Origin of the sequence: Thermocrispum agreste DSM 44070 (genome assembly GCF_000427905.1) — a bacterium.
In the GTDB taxonomy this organism is placed as follows: Bacteria; Actinomycetota; Actinomycetes; order Mycobacteriales; family Pseudonocardiaceae; genus Thermocrispum; species Thermocrispum agreste.
The window spans coordinates 731111-747996 of sequence record NZ_KE386603.1 but is presented as its reverse complement, the minus strand read 5'-3'; the positions used below and the strand labels follow the sequence as shown (position 1 = coordinate 747996).

The window sequence follows — 16886 nt, the reverse complement described above, 5'->3', positions numbered from 1 at the left end:
GCCGGGGCAGGCGCACGCGGTGCCCGACCCGGCCGCCGTCGGTCATGCCTTGACGAGATCCACCAGGTGCTGCACCGCGCCGTCCACCGGCACCTCGGTGCGCTCACCGGTGGCCCGGTCCTTGACCTCCACCACGCCGGACTTGAGGCCCTTGCCGACGATCAGGATCGTGGGCACGCCGACCAGCTCGGCGTCGGCGAACTTCACGCCGGGGGTGGCCTTGCGGTCGTCCAGGATCACCCGCACGCCCGCGGCGTCCAGCTCGGCCGCCAGCTTCTCGCCCGTCTCGAACACCGCGTCGTCCTTGCCGGCCAGCACGATGTGCACGTCCGCGGGCGCCACCACCCGCGGCCACACCAGGCCCAGCTCGTCGTGGTGCTGCTCGGCGATGGCCGCCACCAGGCGAGAGACGCCGATGCCGTAGGAGCCCATGGTGATCCGCACCGGCTTGCCGTCCGGGCCGAGCGCGTCCAGCTCGAACGCGTTGCTGAACTTGCGGCCCAGGGCGAAGATGTGCCCGACCTCGATGCCGCGGGCGGCCACCAGCGTGCCCTTGCCGTCCGGCGCCGGGTCGCCCTCCCGCACCTCGGCCGCCTCGATCGTGCCGTCCGGGGTGAAGTCCCGGCCGACCACCAGGTCCACCACGTGGTGGTCCGGCTTGTCCGCGCCGGTCACCCACGCTGTGCCTTCCACCACGCGCGGGTCGACCAGGTACCGGACGCCGTTCTCCTGCAGCGCCCGCGGGCCGATGTAGCCCTTCACCAGGAACGGGTACTTGGCGAAGTCCTCCTCCTCCAGCACGGCGACATCGGCCGGGTACAGCGTGGCCTCCAGGCGCCGCATGTCCACCTCGCGGTCACCGGGCACGCCGACGCCCAACAGCTCCCACTCGTCGCTGCCCGGCTGGCGGGTCTTCACCATGACGTTCTTCAGCGTGTCCGCGGCGGTGAACGTCCTGCCCAGGTCCGTCTTGGTGTTCAGGAACTCGACCAGGGTCTCGATGGTCGGGGTGTCCGGCGTGTGGTGCACCTGGGCGGGCGGCTTGTCGTCGATCGGCTGCTTCGGCGGCGCCGGGGTCACCACCGCCTCGACGTTGGCCGCGTAGTCCCCCTCGGTGCTGCGTACGTAGGTGTCCTCGCCGTTCGGGGCGTCGGCCAGGAACTCCTCGGACGCCGAACCGCCCATGGCACCGGACATGGCGGACACGATCACGTACTTCAGCCCTAGCCGGTCGAAGATCCGGATGTAGGCGTCCCGGTGCAGCTGGTAGCTGCGCTGCAGGCCTTCGTCGTCCAGGTCGAACGAGTACGAGTCCTTCATCAGGAACTCGCGCCCGCGCAGCACACCGGCACGCGGCCGGGCCTCGTCGCGGTACTTGGTCTGGATCTGGTAGAGGATGACCGGATAGTCCTTGTACGAGGAGTACTCGCCCTTGACGATGAGTGTGAACAGCTCCTCGTGCGTGGGGCCGAGCAGGTAGTCGTCGCCCTTGCGGTCCTTGAGCCGGAAGATGTTCGGGCCGTACTCGGTCCACCGCCCGGTCTTCTCGTACGGCTCGCGCGGCAGCAGCGCGGGGAACTGGATCTCCTGGGCGCCGATGGCCGCCATCTCCTCGCGGATGACCTGCTCGATGTTCCGCAAGACCATCATCCCGAGCGGCAACCACGCGTAGCCGCCCGGCGCGACGCGGCGTACGTATCCAGCCCGGACGAGCAGCTTGTGGCTCGGCACCTCGGCGTCCGCCGGGTCCTCACGCAGGGTCCGCAGGAACAGTGTCGACATCCGGGTGATCACGGCTTGCGCTCCTCGCGACGAGGCAGTGGTAGTGCACTGGAACTTTTGCGGATGAACGCAGGGTAGTCGGCCCGCGTTCGCAGGTCGCAACCGGTTGTCCCGTCACCCGCGGCTGGCGCGGCCGCCTAGGCTCACCGGTGTGCTGATCATGCTGCCTCCCTCGGAGTCGAAGTCGTCCGGCAGCGGCGGGACCGACGGTGCGCCGCTTGATCTCGACGTGTTGTCGGCTCCCGAACTGACCCCGACCCGTCGCAAGCTGATCGACACCGTGGTGGAGCTCGCCGCGGACGTACCCGCCAGCCGTGCCGCGCTCGGGCTCAGCGCCAAGCAGGACGCGGAGATCGCCAAGAACGCCCAGCTGTGGACCTCCCCCACAGCGCCCGCGCTGAGCCGCTACACCGGCGTGCTCTACGACGCGCTCGGTGCCAAGAACTTCGATCGCGCGCAACGGGCCAGGGCGGAGCAGCGGCTGGCGATCGCCTCGGCGCTGTTCGGGGTGCTGCGACCGAGCGACCCGATCCCGTCCTACCGGCTGTCCGCGAGCAGCAAACTGCCGGGTGTCGGCTCGCTGCGCACGCTGTGGCGGCCCGCGCTGACTCCGGTGCTGGCTGCGCTGCCGGAGCCGGTGCTGGACCTGCGGTCGGGCGGGTACGCTGCCCTGGCTCCTATGCCGCAAGCGGTGACGGTGCGCGTGGTGGGGCCGGACGGCAGGACAGTCAGCCACTTCAACAAGGCGTACAAAGGCAGGCTCGCCGCCGTGCTGGCGACATCCCCGCGTGCGGCCGGCACGGTGGACGACGTGGTGTCCATCGCCCGCAGTGCCGGCCTGGATCTGCGCCGGACCGGCGAGCGCGAGCTGGAGCTGCACACCGGCTGAGGCGGGCGGACTTGGCCGGTATCGACACCAGCCGATGGGACGCGGAATTGGTGTGCGTGAGGGGTTCGATCGCGGGGAATTGGCCGCATTGCTGGTACTACCACTACCCGAGTGGCCGGGTCGGACTTGGCGTGGCGTGACGTCGAGTCCAGGCACATGATTCCGGCTGCCGGCCGGGAATTCACCGGCAGGCAGCGGTGCCCCGGGCGAGCTGCCGGTGTTCGACCGAATGAGGCCGGCTGCCGGTGTCCGGCGATCACGAACACGCAGACGTCACCGATCCGATCGCGGGGGTAGCTGGGGTGCCGTCCAGTCCCCGTTCACGCGTGCCGGACCAGCGCGGATCCAGCGGTGGCCCGGGGCGAGATGGGCACGCCGTCGCCCGGCCTTCGGATGGTCCTGGGCCGCCTCGGCACGCGCCTGCGCGGAACGGTCGTCGTGCCCTTCACCAAGCCGCGAGCTGCCGAACCTCGGCCCGCGCCTGGGCGGCCGGTTCAGCCGCGTGCCACGTCAAGCAGATCCGCCACGAGGCTGTCCACGTCGGTGACCGATTCCGGCAGCCCGCGGCGGTGGAACCAGGCTGCGACGTTGCGGACGTCGCGTTCCAGGAAGCGTTCACCGTTCGGGTTGATCACCACGTCCACGATCTGTGGCAGATCGATGAGCACCAGCTGCCCGTCGTGCACCAGCAGGTTGTACGCCGACAGGTCGCCGTGGGTGAGGCCGGCGCCCGCCATCAGGTCCAGCAGGGCGACCAGCTGCAGCCACAGCTGGTGCAGCTGCTCGCGATCGGGCCGCAATTGCGCCAGCCGAGGTGCCGCGGTGCCGTCCTGGTCGCCGACGAACTCCATGAGCAGTTCGGTGCCGTCACGCTGCACCGGATACGGCACCGGCGCCCCGATCGACCACAGCGTGCACAGCGCCGAGAACTCGGCCACCGCCCACTGTTCGGCGATCACGTTGCGGCCGAACGAGGTGCGTTTGGCGATCGCCCGCATCTCCCGCGACCGGCGCATGCGCCTGCCTTCCAGATACGCGGCGTCGCGATGGAAGTCACGCCGGTCACTGCTGCGATAGCGCTTGGCGGCGACCAGCATCTGCCTGCCGCCGGGGACACCGCGGCGCAGCAGGTGGACGTCGGCCTCCTTGCCGGACTTGAGCACGCCGAGGTCGGTGTCGACGGCGGCCAGCTCGGTGACCACCCAGTCCGGCCGGGGCGGCGGGCCCTGCTCGGCCCGGTCCCAGGTGCTCCAGCGGTCCGCGCGGCCAGGCACGACGGGGTCGGCTTCGGCGTCCTCCCGCACCCGCGCCAGGCGGGCCTTCTCGTTCTCGGTCAGCCGGCCGCGGAGCGACGGCTGGAGCCGGTCGGGCAGCCGCCTGCGGCGGGCACGGCTCCGCATCGGGCGCTGGTGGGGTGGGAAATCCTCGTGGTCGTACACGTTTCCGGGGTCCTTCGGATCGGGCCCCGGGGCCGGTGCTCAGACCGCTGCCGGGGCAGACGGGACGGGCAGGGAGCTGCCCGGAACCTTCGTCGACATCGGGCACCTCCTTCGCTCTCGTCGCGTTCTGCCTGACTCCAGCGAGTGTGCGCCGGAGGGGGCTGGTGGGCAATCGATTTTCTTCCGGCGAGCCGGACGGTGTGGTTCCAGTTCGCTGGTGCCTGCGCGGGCTCTCACCGTGCGGATAGGGACGACCCCGCAACGGATCGGGGACCCGGGTGATGAGCACGGCGCCCGGCGGTGCCGTCGTCCGGACAGGTGACGGGTCCGGGCGGGAATCGCCGGATGCTGGCACGTGTTCGGGCGGGAATCGCCAGATGCTGGTGTGTGTTCGGGCGGGAATCGCCGGGCGCTGGTGTGTGCGAAACGCACGCTGCCGGCCGGGTCGGTCCCGGCCGGCAGCACGAAGGGTGGTGGATTCCGGCGTGCTGTCACTCCACGTACAGCGCGATGCGGCCGCTCGGGTAGTGGTAGTACCAGCACTTCGTCCAGGCTCCCGCCAGCTGCCCCATGACGCACACGAATTCCGCTTCCCGCTGGCTCTGGTAGTAACCCACGAGCCGCTCCGCGGTGGCGTGCTCGGTCGCGGCCGATGCGGCCGGGGCGGCGATGCCGGTGAATGCGGTGGCCATGGCGGCAGCGGCAAGGATCCGCTTCATCGCGTGACGTTCCCTCCGATTCACGATCGCCAACGGTCGATGTGTTCCGCACCAGGCACGGTCAGCGCGTCGGTGTGGTTCAGCCGGGCAGGCGTCGATCGTGCCCACGGTGTGTGGCGGCGGTTGCGTCGGAGCGGCAACGCCGGCGAGAGCACCAGCCATGGCGAACGCAACGAAAATCCGCTTCACGCGCGATTCGTTCCCTGCCCGCTGGAACAGCCGGCATGTCCTGCTCCGTCGCACGCCGGGCTTCCGGCCGGGACTGCCGACCCCGGCAAGCAGCATCCGCCTACTCCGACACACACACCCGAACCCCCAGCCCGGACTGCCGACCCCGGCGAACAGCATCCGCCTACTCCGTCGCACAGCCGGACTTCCCATCTTGGTTCAGCCGCATCGGCACAGACGACCGCGTCCCTTCGCTTTCCCGCTTACCGGAAGCGTCCGTATCGTCGTCCGATCGCCGGTTCGTCAGCCTTCACGTACGGATTCCGGCAGCACGCCGTTTGTGCGATTCGGCCCCCTCTGATCAACCCTCCCTGGGGCAGCCCGGCCAATGTGCACACGCACTGTGCCCGTTCGTGACAAACCCATGGAGACATCAACCAAATCGGAGAATCCTTCACGTGCGTGTTGCGTGGAGCACCGAGCGCTCCACCGAACACCCCGAACGACCAGAGGGGAACGAGCATGGTGAAGCGAATCCTCGCCACGGTCGCCCTGGCAGGGGCGCTTTTGGGTGTTGCCGCACCGGCTGCGTCGGCGGCAACCACGGCTGCGAGGTACGTGGGGACTTTCCGTGCCGTTTCCGACGCCACCGCATACTGCCATTTCGGCGTCCAGCAAGGCTGGTGGCACCTTTGCTCACTGAAGCAGCGAGGCGACGGACTGATCGAGCTGTACGTGGCCTGATGCGCGTCCCTCGGCCGTCGGCCGGGCATGCCAAACCGGCCGACGGCCTGCCGCTCGCGGGGTACCGACGGTCCGCCACGCGCCCCTGGCGGCCACATAGCAGCCCCGAGCCAAGGTGGCATCTGGACCGCGGTACGAGCACGTCGTGTGTCCAGACGGATCGGTGCCCGCGACGCGCGCCAGCGGCGAACTCGTGCCGGCCGACGGCCGGCTCGCCTCGGCATAGCCCGATCACATCTCCCGCAGGCGGCCGAGGTGGCAAGCTTCAGCCCCGCGCCCGCCGCGCCCACGACACCATTCCGCTCCCTGTGTGCGGCTCTTGCCGCCCTGTCCGCACGACCGGCGTCGCCATGACTACGCGCCCGAGGTGACACCGGTCATGCCCAGCGGGCGCTCCTCAGCGGACTCAGGTAGCGTGAGGATGTTCATCGACGACGCAGATCGCGTCGGGTCCGTCCCATCCTCGCTCACGGCGTTCGCGCGCCCGGAGCCTGACGGTGACGTACCACCCACCGAAAGGCTCACATGGCACAGCAGAACTTCCGCACCCGCGCGCGCTCTTCCTACGGCGGCGCCAAGCCTCGACGCACCGGGGGTAACGGCCGTTTCCGCGCCGACGACCGCGCAGGATCCCGAGATCACCAACGACAGGCCACGGCTCCCGAGCACGCTCCGCGCGCGAGCAAGCCGCGCCACCGCAAACACCGGCCTGACCGCGGCGACTACCGCCCGCAACGGCCGGACCGTACTACGCAGCGACCCACCGCACACGGTCACCGGCCGAGCACACCCGGCATCGACGCCATCGCGCTCGGCAAGGCCGGTGACAACCTGACCAGTTCCGGCACGTTCGAATCGTTCGCACTCCCGGCTCCGCTGCTGCGGGCGCTGCACGCCCAGGGCATCCACGCACCGTTCCCGATCCAGGCCGCGACGCTGCCGGACGCCATCGCCGGGCGTGACGTGCTCGGCAGGGCGCAGACCGGCTCCGGCAAGACCCTGGCCTTCGGCTTGGCCCTGCTGGCCCGGCTGCACGGCGGCAAGGCCGTGCCCGGCAGGCCGCGGGCACTCGTTCTGGTGCCCACCCGGGAGCTGGCCATGCAGGTCGCGGACGCGCTGACGCCGCTGGCCAAGGCCACCGGGCTGTGGGTCCGCACGGTGGTAGGCGGCATGTCGTTCGACCGTCAGGCCCAGGTGCTACGGCGCGGCGTCGACCTGGTCATCGCCACCCCAGGACGGCTGGCCGACCACGTCCGCCAGGGAACCTGTGCGCTGTCGCAGACCGCCATGGTCGCCGTCGACGAGGCCGACCGGATGGCGGACATGGGCTTCCTGCCGCAGGTGCGCGAGATCCTCGACCTGACCCCGGCGTCGGGCCAGCGGCTGCTCTTCTCCGCCACGCTGGACGGCGCGGTCGGCACGCTGGTCGGCGACTACCTCACCGATCCGGTCGAGCACAGCGTCGCGCCGGTCACCGCGAGCGTCGGCACCATGGATCATCACGTCTTCCAGGTCGCGCACACCGACAAGCAAGCCGTGGCCGCTGCCATCGGCGCCCGCCCCGGCCGCACCATCCTGTTCGTACGCACCAAGCACCACGCCGACCGCGTCGCCAGGCAGATGCGCAACGTGGGGGTTCCGGCCGCGGCGCTGCACGGCGGCAAGACACAGGGGCAGCGCAACCGCGTCCTCGCCGAGTTCAAGGACGGCCGGTGCTCCGCCCTGGTGGCCACCGACGTCGCCGCGCGCGGAATCCACGTCGACGACGTGAGCCTGGTCGTGCACGTCGACCCGCCGAACGACGCCAAGGACTACCTGCACCGCGCGGGCCGAACCGCACGAGCCGGGGCCGCAGGCACGGTCGTCACGCTGATGACGCCGGAGCAGAAGCACACCGTGCGCCGGATCGCCCAGCAGGCGGGCGTGCGGCCCGCCATCATCCCGGTGCGCCCCGGCGACACCGAGCTGGCGCGGATCACCGGCGCGCAGCACCCGTCCGGTGTGCCGCTGCGCGACCCGGCCGACCGGCGCACCAGCAACCGGAAGGCACCGCAGCGGCGGGGTCGTCGCTGACGGCGGCTGCCCCGGCTCACATCGTCAGCAGCTCGAACGAGCACGCCAGCGGGCAGCCGAACTGCGCGCCTGCCTGTTCGGCCATGTCGCGCAGGAACGGTTCCGGGTCGGCCAGCTCGCCCTCCAACGCGGCCAGATAGGCCGCATGGGCGCGCAGCGAGGCGACCGAAGCCTCGAAACTGCCGGTGATGTCCACGGCGTGGGTCGGGTGCGGTGAACCGGGCAGCGCCACCCAGCGCACCCCGTCCCACTTCTCCAGGCCGTCCTCCAGCAGCTCGCGGAACACCCAGCGGTTGGCCGCGTCGCGCACCGCGTCCAGCGTCGCCTGGCCCGCCACCCGGTGGTCGGCCATGTTGAGCGCACCGCCCGGCCAGGTCTCCCGGAAGTTGTTGGTGATCACCAGCTCGGGCCGGTACCTGCGGATGGCGGCCGCGATGTCCCGCCGCAACGCCAGCGACGGCTCCAGCACCCCGTCCGGATAGTCCAGGAACTCCACGTCGGTCACACCCACGATGGCCGCGCTCTCCCGCTGCTCGCGCTCGCGCACCCGGGCGGCCTCGGCCGGCTCCATGGTGTCGATGCCTGCTTCTCCCCGGGTCAGCAGCAGATAGGCGATCTTCTTGCCTTCCGCGGTCCAGCGCGCGACCGCGCCTGCCGCCCCGTACTCCATGTCGTCCGGGTGCGCCACGACGGCCAGCGCCCTGGTGAAATCCGACGGCATCGCGGCGAGCTCGCTCACATGCCCCCACCTCCTCGGACCGAAACTAGTCCCCAGGTGCGACACTGCCCAAGTGACACAAGGCAGTGATGGCGAGCACGTCTTCGACTGGCTGGACGACGAGGCTGGCAAGCGGGCCGAAGCCGGGCTGGTGCGCAGGCTCCGGCCGCGGTCGGCCACCGAACGCGCGGCCGGTGTGCTCGACCTGGCCAGCAACGACTACCTCGGCCTTGCCACGGACAAGCGCGTCGCGGGAGCCGCCGCAGCGGCGGCACTGCGGTGGGGCGCAGGCTCCACCGGGTCGCGCCTGGTGACCGGGACGACCGAGCTGCACGCCGAACTGGAACGAGAACTGGCCCGGTTCTGCGGCGCCGAGGCCGCCCTGGTGTTCTCCTCCGGGTTCATGGCCAACCTGGGCGCGGTCACCGCGCTCACCGGGCGGGACAGCGCCATCGTCACCGACCGCTACATCCACGCGTCGTTGATCGAGGGCTGCCGCCTGTCACGCGCCGACATCGCCGTGGTGGCGCACAACGACCCGGAAGCCGTGGCGCACGCGCTGCGCACGCGGCGGCATCGCCGGGCCCTGGTGGTGACCGACGCGGTGTTCTCCGTCGACGGCGACCTGGCCCCCCTGTCGGAGCTGGCCGCCGCGTGCCGGGAGCACGGTGCCGCCCTCCTGGCGGACGATGCGCATGGCCTGGGTGTGCTGGGCGACGGTGGCCGCGGCGCGGTCCACGCCGCGGGACTGGCCGGCGCGCCGGATGTCGTCACGACCATCACGCTTTCCAAGTCACTCGGCTCCCAGGGCGGCGCTGTGCTGGGGCCGAAGCGGGTGATCCGGCACCTGGTCGAGACCGCGCGGTCGTTCATCTTCGACACCGGGCTGGCACCGGGGAGCGCTGCCGCCGCCTTGGCCGCGCTCGGCGTGCTGCGCGACGAACCCGGCCGGCCGCAGCAGGTGCTCGAAGTGGCCGGCCGGCTGTCGCAACGGCTTGCCGACGCGGGGCTGCGCGTGAGCACCCCCGACGCCGCAGTGGTGTCCGTCCGCGCGCCGTCACCCGACGACGCGGTGGCCTGGGCAGCGCGCTGCGCCGAACAAGGAGTCCGGGTGGGATGCTTCCGTCCCCCGTCGGTCCCGGACGGCATCTCGCGGCTGCGCCTGACCGCCCGCGCCACGCTCACCGAGGCGGACATCGACCGTGCGGTCGACGTGATCGTCACGACGGCGCCGCGCCGGTAGTCAGCCACCCGGCCTGCGCATCCGCACGTGCGGGATGCCGTCCTCCTCGACGTACTCCTCGCCGTCGATCCGATAGCCGAAGCGGGCGTAGAACCCGGTCGCCGTGGTCTGGGACTCGAGCACCGACTCGCGATCGGCGATGTGCCGCATGGCGGCCTCCATCAACCGCGCGCCGAGCCCGGTGCCCCGGACCGCCTGCGCGGTGCACACCCGGCCGACCCGCACCACGTCACCCTCGTCGAGCAACCGCAGACATCCGTCCACTCGGCCGCCGTCGCCCGGCTGCCACAGATGGAGCGTGACCGGAAGCAGGTCCAGCCCGTCCAGCTCGGGATAGGCGGCCTGCTGTTCGACCACGAACACGTCGACCCGCAGCCGTAGCAGCGCATACAGCTGGGCGGCGGTGAGCTGGTCCCCGCGAGCCGCAACGATGGTCATGCGCCGCATCCTGGCACATCGGGCCGGACGTCAGCGGACGGAGACACCGAGCAGACCTGCTCCGGATTTCGCTCCGTCGCCGTCGTCGGCCCTGACGATGTCCTCGACAAGGGCGCGTACCTCCGTGTACACCCCGGGCTTGCCCGGCCGCGCACAGCCCTCACCCCACGAGACCAGGCCGATCAGTTTCCCGCGCACCACGAGCGGGCCACCCGAATCGCCCTGGCAGGCGTCGACGCCTCCGTCGTCGTAGCCCGCGCAGACCATGACCTCGGGAACGTACTGCACATACGCCTGCGAACAGACTCGGTCGGAACGCACCGGCACCTCGGCGCTGCGCAGCACCGGCGACGACTGACCGCCCTCCGCGGTGTAACCCCAGCCCAGCACGGTCGCCTTCCGGCCCGCTTGGTACAGATCGTCGTCCGCTTCGCCCGCCAGGCGGACCGGCCGATACGGCAACGGGCCGGCAAGTTCCAGCACGGCCACGTCGTATCCGCGCACCGCATTGCGGAACCGCGGGTGCACCCAGATCCGGCGCACACCGACCTCGCGCCCGGCATCGGTACGGGTGTCCTCGCGTCCGGCGACCACGATCAGCGCATCGGCGTCCACGTTGGCCACACAGTGCGCCGCCGTCACCACCCTGGCCGGCGCGAACAATGCCGCTCCGCAGAACTGACGCCCCCGCCTGTCCGCCAAGTACGCCACGTACGGGTAGTCGCGAATCCGTGCCTGCTGCCCGCCGACGATCTCCGCTTGCGACGTCCCACCCGGTTCGGCGCTGCCCGGCACGACACTCAGCAGCGACGTCACCACCGCCAGCACGCCGACGGAGCACGTTCTCCCTCGCATGAGGGCGACCCTAGGGCTCGGCGCCTGTTCGCACGCTCAACGAATCGGACTTCGCCACCGAGTTCACTCCAGTGAGCCACCAGGGAACACTCACCGTCCCAAGACGGTTGACTATCACGTGCAGCACTTCGATTTGGTGATCATCGGCACCGGGTCCGGCAATTCCATCCTCGACCAGCGGTTCGCCGGCATGAAGGTGGCCATCGTCGAGAAGGGCACGTTCGGCGGCACCTGCCTGAACGTGGGATGCATCCCGACCAAGATGTTCGTGCACACCGCCGACGTGGCGTCCACGGCGGCGAACGGCCACCGGCTCGGCGTCGACGCCGAGCTGTCCGGGGTGCGCTGGGCGGACGTGCGGGACCGGATCTTCGGCCGCATCGATCCGATCGCCGAGGGCGGGCGGACCTACCGCATCGAGCACCCGGACAACGCCAACGTCACGGTGTTCGAGGGCACGGCCCGCTTCACCGGTCTGCGCCGGCTGGAAGTCACGCCCAACGACGGCGGCAGCCCGCAGCAGATCACCGCCGAGCGCATCGTGCTGGCGGCGGGCAGCCGCCCGATCGTGCCGGACCTGCCCGGGCTGGATCAGGTCGCCTACCACACCTCGGACACCATCATGCGGCTGGACAAGTTGCCGGACAGCGTGGTGATCCTGGGCAGTGGCTTCATCGCCGCCGAGTTCGCGCACATCATGTCGTCGTTCGGGGTCGAGGTCACCATGGTGGCGCGGACCAACCGCATCCTGCGCGACCAGGACGGCGCGATCAGCGAGCGGATCACCCAGATCGCCGCGCGGAAGTGGGATCTGCGCCTGGAGTCGCACGCGCAGGCCGTCCGGCCCAGCGAGAACGGCGTGGCCGTCGAGCTGTCCACGGCACGCGGCCCGGAAACCGTCGAGGCCGGGCAGTTGCTGATCGCCGTCGGCAGGAAGCCGAACACCGACCTGCTCGACGTGGCAGCGGGCGGTATCAAGACGGTGGACGGCCGGGTGTGGGTCGACGAGTACCAGCGGACGTCGGTCGACGGCGTGTACGCGCTGGGCGACATCAGCTCACCGGACCAGCTCAAGCACGTGGCCAACCACGAAGCTCGCGTGGTCCAGCACAACCTGCTGCACCCGGACGACCCGATCGCCGCCAACCACGCTCACATTCCGAAGGCGGTGTTCACGTCCCCGCAGATCGCCTCGGTCGGCCGCACCGAGGAGCAGCTGAAGGCCGAAGGCGTGCCGTACGTCGTCGGTACCCAGGCCTATGCGGACATCGCCTACGGCTGGGCGATGGAGGACACCACCGGTTTCGCCAAGGTGCTGGCCGACCCGGAGTCCGGCAGGCTGCTCGGCGTGCACATCATCGGGCCGCAGGCCCCGACGGTGATCCAGCCGGCGATCCAGGCGATGAGTTTCGGACTGGACGCCAAGCGCATGGCGCGCGGCCAGTACTGGATTCACCCGGCGATGCCGGAGGTGCTGGAGAACGCGCTGCTCAACCTGCCGCTGAAGTAGCCGAGGGCCGACAGCGGAGCGCATTTCGTGCCGTCGTCTCCGCGGCCGGTCGGCTCACGGCAGGGTGAGGATCTCCGCTCCTTCCGCGGTGACCAGGATGGTGTGCTCGAACTGGGCGGTCCACTTCTTGTCCTTCGTGGTGACCGTCCAGCCGTCGTCCCAGATCTCGTACTCGATGGTGCCCAAGGTGATCATCGGCTCGATGGTGAACGTCATGCCTTCCTCGATCACCGTGGTCACCGACGGCTCCTCGTAGTGCAGCACGGTCGGCGCGGTGTGGAAGGCCGGGCCGACGCCGTGGCCGGTGAAGTCGCGCACCACGCCGTAGCCGAACCGCTTGGCGTACGACTCGATCACCCGGCCGATCACGTTCAGCTGCCTGCCGGGGCGCACCGCCTTGATCGCCCGCATGGTGGCTTCCTTGGTGCGCTCGACCAGCAGCCGGGCCTCCTCGGACACCTCGCCCGCCAGGAACGTGGCGTTGGTGTCGCCGTGCACGCCACCGATGTAGGCGGTGACGTCGATGTTGCAGATGTCCCCGTCCTGGATCACGGTCGAATCCGGGATGCCGTGACAGATGACCTCGTTCAGCGAAGTGCAGCACGACTTGGGGTAACCGCGGTAGCCGAGCGTGGACGGATAGGCGCCGTGGTCGCACAGGAACTCGTGCACCACCTTGTCGATGTCGTCGGTGGTGGCCCCCGGCTTGACCGCCTTGCCACCCTCCTCCAGCGCCTGCGCGGCGATCCGGCACGCCACTCGCATGGCCTCGATCACCTCGGGGGTGCGCACACCGTTGCCCTCCACCCGCTGCGGAGCGGGTTTGCCCACGTACTCCGGGCGTTCGATGTGCGGCGGCACAGGGCGACGCGGGCTTTGCACTCCGGGCTGCAACGGTTCACGCATACTTCGACCTTACTGCGGCGCGTCGCGCGGCGAAGCCGGGGCGGCAGGCACAGCGCAGACGTCACAGGCCGGCCAGGAACGCCTTGCTGATCTCGACCGCGGGAGCCGATGTCTCGCCGCCGACGACCAGCACCGCGAACGCCACGTCGCCTCGGTATCCGGCAAACCATCCGTGCGAGTGCTTGCCGTCGCCGAACTGCGCGGTTCCGGTCTTGCCGTGCACCGGTCCCAGCCCCCGCAGCGCGGTCGCCGTGCCCTGCGTGACCACCTGGCGCATCATGTCGCGCAGGGCCGCGGCGTGCTCCTTGCGCAGCGGCCGGCCCAGACCGGTGGCTTTCGTCTTCTCGCCCTTCACCAGGGTGGGCACCGGCGTCTTGCCCGCCCGGACCGTGGCCGCCGCCAAGGCCATGCCGAACGGGCTGGCCAGCACCTTGCCCTGCCCGAAGCCGTTCTCCGCACGCTGCACCAGCGATCCGGACGGCGGCGCCGACCCGGTGATGGTGGTGATGCCGGGGATGACGAAGTCCGCGCCGACGCCCAGGTCACGAGCGGCCTCGGTGAGCGCGTCGGCGGGCAGGCGCGCGGCCAGCCGGGCGAACGTGGTGTTGCACGACTTGGCGAACGCCTGTGCCAGCGGCACGGTGCCGAGCTGGAAGCGGCCCTCGTTGGGCACCAGCCTGCCACCGATCACCGTCGTGCCGGGACAGTCGACCTTGCTGCGCGGGGACACCTCGCCCGCTCGCAATGCGGCAAGCGCGGTGGCCATCTTGAACGTCGAGCCCGGCGGGAAGCGGCCGATGAGCGAGATCGCGCCCTGCTTGTCCGCGGCCTCGTTCTGGGCGACCGCGAGGATGCCGCCGGAGGACGGCTGCAGCGCCACCAGGGCCGCCGGCTTGCGCTCGCGGTCCACGGCCTTCTCGGCCGCCCTGAGCACGTCCAGGCTGATCGTGGTTTGCACCGCCTTGGCCGGCTTCGGGTCCACCCGGTGCAGTTCGGCCACCTCGGCGCCGAGGGAGTCCTTGGCCACCACCCGCCAGCCCGCCTCCCCGGTGACCCGGTCGGTGACCAAGGTGCGGATGGCGGGCAGCAGCTGGGATCCGAGGTCGCGGGACGGCGGCAGCAACCGGGTCTGCCGGACGAACTTGACCCCGGGCAGGTCGTAGATGGCCGGTTTCACCGACTGGTAGTCGTGCTCGCGCAGCACGGCGACGACGGTCGAGGCGTTCTTGCCGGTGGCTTTGCGGGCCGCGGCCAGAATCGACCGCTCGGTGATCGTCCGGTCGAAGCGTTTCAACGACGCGGCCAGCGACTTGGCGACCGTGTGCACGCCGCCGGACTGCCTGGCCTCGTCCGGATACAGCATGATCGACACGACGTACCCGGGCTCGAGCACGTTCGCGCCGCTGCGGTCCAGCACCGGAGCGAGCTCGGGAGTCTCGGTCTCCACCGCCAGCGTGTGCTGGGCGGCCAGCTTGGGGTGCAGCACCGCAGGAGTCCAGCGCACCTGCCATCCGTCACCGTGCGGAACCAGCTCGGCCTCGGTCTGGTAGCGCCAGGTGCGGTCATCCGGCAGTTTCCAGGTCACCGTGAAGCCGGCGGTGGCCGCTCCGTCGGCCTCGGTGACGTCCTCGACGGCGACCTGGACGTCCTCGGCATCGAGCGCTTGTTTCGCCTGCCGGAGTGCGGCTTCGGCCGCCTTCGGCGCATCGGTCAGCTGTGCGGCCGCTGCCGGGTCGCCGTACGCGGCGGCGAACGCGCGAGCGGCGTCCTCCGCGCCGGCGGAGGAGAACAGTCCGCACGCCGTCAGCGAGCTGATCAGTACGGCGGCGAGGGCCAAGCACAGGGTGCGTCGCATCACGAGCGTGGAGTATGCCCGATGACCGGCGGTCGTTCCGGTCACCGTGTCCGAACGGTTCAGAACAGCACCGTGGCGAACTCGCCCACCTGCCGGAAGCCAACTTTGCGGTACGCGGCGAGCGCCGGGGCGTTGTAGGAGTTGACGTACAAGCTGGCGATCCGGCCGAGGTCGTCGACCAGGTGCTGCACCACCGCCGCGGTGCCCGCGGTGCCCAGGCCGCGTCCGCGCCACTCCGGATGCACCCACACGCCCTGGATCTGCCCCACGGTCGCCGACAGCGCGCCGATCTCGGCCTTGAAGACCACCTCGCCGTCCTCGAACCGCGCGAACGCGCGGCCGGCGGAGATCAGCTCGGCGACCCGGGACCGGTAGCTCGCACCGCCGTCGCCGAGCCGCGGGTCGACCCCGACCTCCTCGATGAACATCGCGATGGCCGCGGGCAGGTAGGTGTCCAGTTCGCTGGGCACCACCCTGCGCACGTGCGGATCCGGCTCGACCGCGGGCGGGGTCTCGATGGCCATCAGCGGCTGCGAGGTGCGTACGTCCCTGGCCGGTCCCCATGCCATGGCCAGTTCCTCCCACAGGCCGAGGACCAGGGTGGCCGGGCCGACCAGCGACGAGCACTGACGTGCCCGCCGCAGCGCCCGGTCGGCGAACGCCCGCAGCGCCGCCCGGTCACCGCGCAACGGGATCAAATTCGGGCCGGAGAAGCACAGCGCGTCCAGCCAGCTGGACCGCAGCGGGCGCCGGTCCAGCGTCCACAGTTCGCCGCCCAGCCGACGCGGTTCGACGCCGACTGCTTCGACCCGCGAGCTCACCATGCAGCTGACGATCGGATCCGCGGCGAGTGCGGCCCGTATCGCGGCGTCGTCCCGCGCGTTGAGCACCCTGGTTCCGGCCAACCGCAGCACTCGTCCAGACTGCCAGACATTCCGGGCCTTCGCCCACTCGTTTCACCGCTGACGACCCCGCCGAACAGGCAAAACCGCCGGAACGGGGCAGCGGCGCCGGACAGCTCCGCGGCCAGCTGCGGTGCCTCATCGGCCAGCCAGGCGCCCGGTGTGCAACCGGCCAGCCTGCGCCACTCGTTGGTCAGGTGCGCCTGGTCGTCGAACCCGCACGCCACCGCCAGCTCCGCCTGGGCATCCCGGCCTGCAGAGCAGCATCGTCGCGCGTTCGAAACGCAGTACACGCGCGGCCTGCTTGGGCGCCAGGCCGATCTCGGCCCGGAAGCGTTCCCGGGACCGTCGCTCGCTCCAGCCGACGTCCTCGGCCAGCTCACCGACCACCACGGCCCCGTTCTGCAGCCGCTGCCACGCCCACGCGATCTCGGGTGACGGCGGCTCGGTGACGCCCCGGATCAGGCTCGCTGCCACGCCCACGCGATCACTGTGACGGCGTGCGCCTGCCGGGCGCGGCCCGCTGGAGGACGGCCGTCAGCACCGCCTCAAGCACGGCGAGTCGCTCGGCCCACGTGGCAGCCTGCCGCAACCGCTCGGGGAGAACGGCCAGCTCGGCCCGGCCCGTCTCGGCCAAGTCGGCCA

The 16886-nt window shown here is 70.9% G+C and carries 16 protein-coding genes; 5 read left to right on the top strand and 11 right to left on the bottom strand.

What is annotated here, in order from left to right:
• Positions 1 to 42 precede the first annotated feature (42 nt).
• A complete protein-coding gene (locus YWY_RS0113565; RefSeq protein WP_028848042.1) occupies positions 43 to 1794 on the bottom strand; it encodes a proline--tRNA ligase in 1752 nt (583 codons plus the stop codon).
• Between the two features lie 139 nt (positions 1795 to 1933).
• On the opposite strand from YWY_RS0113565, the gene YWY_RS0113560 reads away from it, so the two are divergent.
• Positions 1934 to 2671, top strand: a complete 738-nt coding sequence (locus tag YWY_RS0113560) for a YaaA family protein (protein WP_028848041.1) — start codon at positions 1934 to 1936, stop codon at positions 2669 to 2671.
• A 494-nt stretch (positions 2672 to 3165) separates the two neighbouring features.
• Here YWY_RS0113560 and YWY_RS0113555 read toward each other — a convergent pair whose 3' ends face one another.
• Positions 3166 to 4071 carry a serine protein kinase RIO gene (locus tag YWY_RS0113555; RefSeq protein WP_051310217.1) on the bottom strand — a complete coding sequence of 302 codons (906 nt, stop codon included), beginning with the start codon at positions 4069 to 4071 and terminating at the stop codon, positions 3166 to 3168.
• A gap of 530 nt (positions 4072 to 4601) precedes the next feature.
• Positions 4602 to 4829 carry a hypothetical protein gene (locus YWY_RS0113550; RefSeq protein ID WP_028848039.1) on the bottom strand — a complete coding sequence of 76 codons (228 nt, stop codon included), beginning with the start codon at positions 4827 to 4829 and terminating at the stop codon, positions 4602 to 4604.
• Positions 4830 to 5519: 690 nt separating this feature from the next.
• Here YWY_RS0113550 and YWY_RS0113545 point away from each other — a divergent pair.
• Both YWY_RS0113545 and YWY_RS21995 read left to right on the top strand, forming a co-directional pair.
• Positions 5520 to 5741 (top strand): hypothetical protein, encoded by a 222-nt coding sequence (locus YWY_RS0113545; RefSeq protein WP_028848038.1) that lies wholly within the window; start codon positions 5520 to 5522, stop codon positions 5739 to 5741.
• Positions 5742 to 6266: 525 nt separating this feature from the next.
• Positions 6267 to 7814, top strand: a complete 1548-nt coding sequence (locus YWY_RS21995; RefSeq protein ID WP_084609247.1) for a DEAD/DEAH box helicase — start codon at positions 6267 to 6269, stop codon at positions 7812 to 7814.
• A 16-nt stretch (positions 7815 to 7830) separates the two neighbouring features.
• Here YWY_RS21995 and YWY_RS0113535 read toward each other — a convergent pair whose 3' ends face one another.
• On the bottom strand, positions 7831 to 8535 hold the full coding sequence (locus tag YWY_RS0113535; RefSeq protein WP_038045308.1) for a PIG-L deacetylase family protein: 705 nt from the start codon (positions 8533 to 8535) through the stop codon (positions 7831 to 7833).
• Between the two features lie 70 nt (positions 8536 to 8605).
• On the opposite strand from YWY_RS0113535, the gene YWY_RS0113530 reads away from it, so the two are divergent.
• Complete coding sequence (locus tag YWY_RS0113530; RefSeq protein WP_028848036.1) at positions 8606 to 9775, top strand: 8-amino-7-oxononanoate synthase; 1170 nt, start codon at positions 8606 to 8608, stop codon at positions 9773 to 9775.
• On the opposite strand, the gene YWY_RS0113525 is transcribed toward YWY_RS0113530, so the two are convergent.
• Both YWY_RS0113525 and YWY_RS21990 read right to left on the bottom strand, forming a co-directional pair.
• Positions 9776 to 10213: a GNAT family N-acetyltransferase gene (locus YWY_RS0113525; RefSeq protein WP_038045071.1), complete on the bottom strand. Its 438-nt coding sequence runs from the start codon at positions 10211 to 10213 to the stop codon at positions 9776 to 9778. It lies immediately after the preceding gene.
• Between the two features lie 30 nt (positions 10214 to 10243).
• The gene (locus YWY_RS21990; RefSeq protein ID WP_051310216.1) at positions 10244 to 11068 is read right to left on the bottom strand and encodes a S1 family peptidase; all 825 of its coding nucleotides are present in this window, start codon (positions 11066 to 11068) and stop codon (positions 10244 to 10246) included.
• A gap of 118 nt (positions 11069 to 11186) precedes the next feature.
• Between YWY_RS21990 and YWY_RS0113515 the strand changes: the two genes are divergently transcribed.
• Positions 11187 to 12578: a mycothione reductase gene (locus tag YWY_RS0113515; RefSeq protein ID WP_028848034.1), complete on the top strand. Its 1392-nt coding sequence runs from the start codon at positions 11187 to 11189 to the stop codon at positions 12576 to 12578.
• A gap of 54 nt (positions 12579 to 12632) precedes the next feature.
• Here YWY_RS0113515 and map read toward each other — a convergent pair whose 3' ends face one another.
• From map to YWY_RS24930, 5 genes are all read right to left on the bottom strand, one after another.
• Positions 12633 to 13484 carry a type I methionyl aminopeptidase gene (gene map, locus YWY_RS0113510; RefSeq protein WP_038045070.1) on the bottom strand — a complete coding sequence of 284 codons (852 nt, stop codon included), beginning with the start codon at positions 13482 to 13484 and terminating at the stop codon, positions 12633 to 12635.
• Positions 13485 to 13545: 61 nt separating this feature from the next.
• Positions 13546 to 15339, bottom strand: a complete 1794-nt coding sequence (locus tag YWY_RS0113505) for a penicillin-binding transpeptidase domain-containing protein (RefSeq protein WP_038045069.1) — start codon at positions 15337 to 15339, stop codon at positions 13546 to 13548.
• 59 nt (positions 15340 to 15398) lie between these two features.
• Positions 15399 to 16253: a GNAT family N-acetyltransferase gene (locus tag YWY_RS0113500; protein WP_028848031.1), complete on the bottom strand. Its 855-nt coding sequence runs from the start codon at positions 16251 to 16253 to the stop codon at positions 15399 to 15401.
• 126 nt (positions 16254 to 16379) lie between these two features.
• Positions 16380 to 16724 carry a hypothetical protein gene (locus YWY_RS24935; protein ID WP_028848030.1) on the bottom strand — a complete coding sequence of 115 codons (345 nt, stop codon included), beginning with the start codon at positions 16722 to 16724 and terminating at the stop codon, positions 16380 to 16382.
• Positions 16725 to 16728: 4 nt separating this feature from the next.
• On the bottom strand, positions 16729 to 16878 hold the full coding sequence (locus YWY_RS24930; protein ID WP_211227532.1) for a hypothetical protein: 150 nt from the start codon (positions 16876 to 16878) through the stop codon (positions 16729 to 16731).
• Between the last annotated feature and the right edge of the window lie 8 nt (positions 16879 to 16886).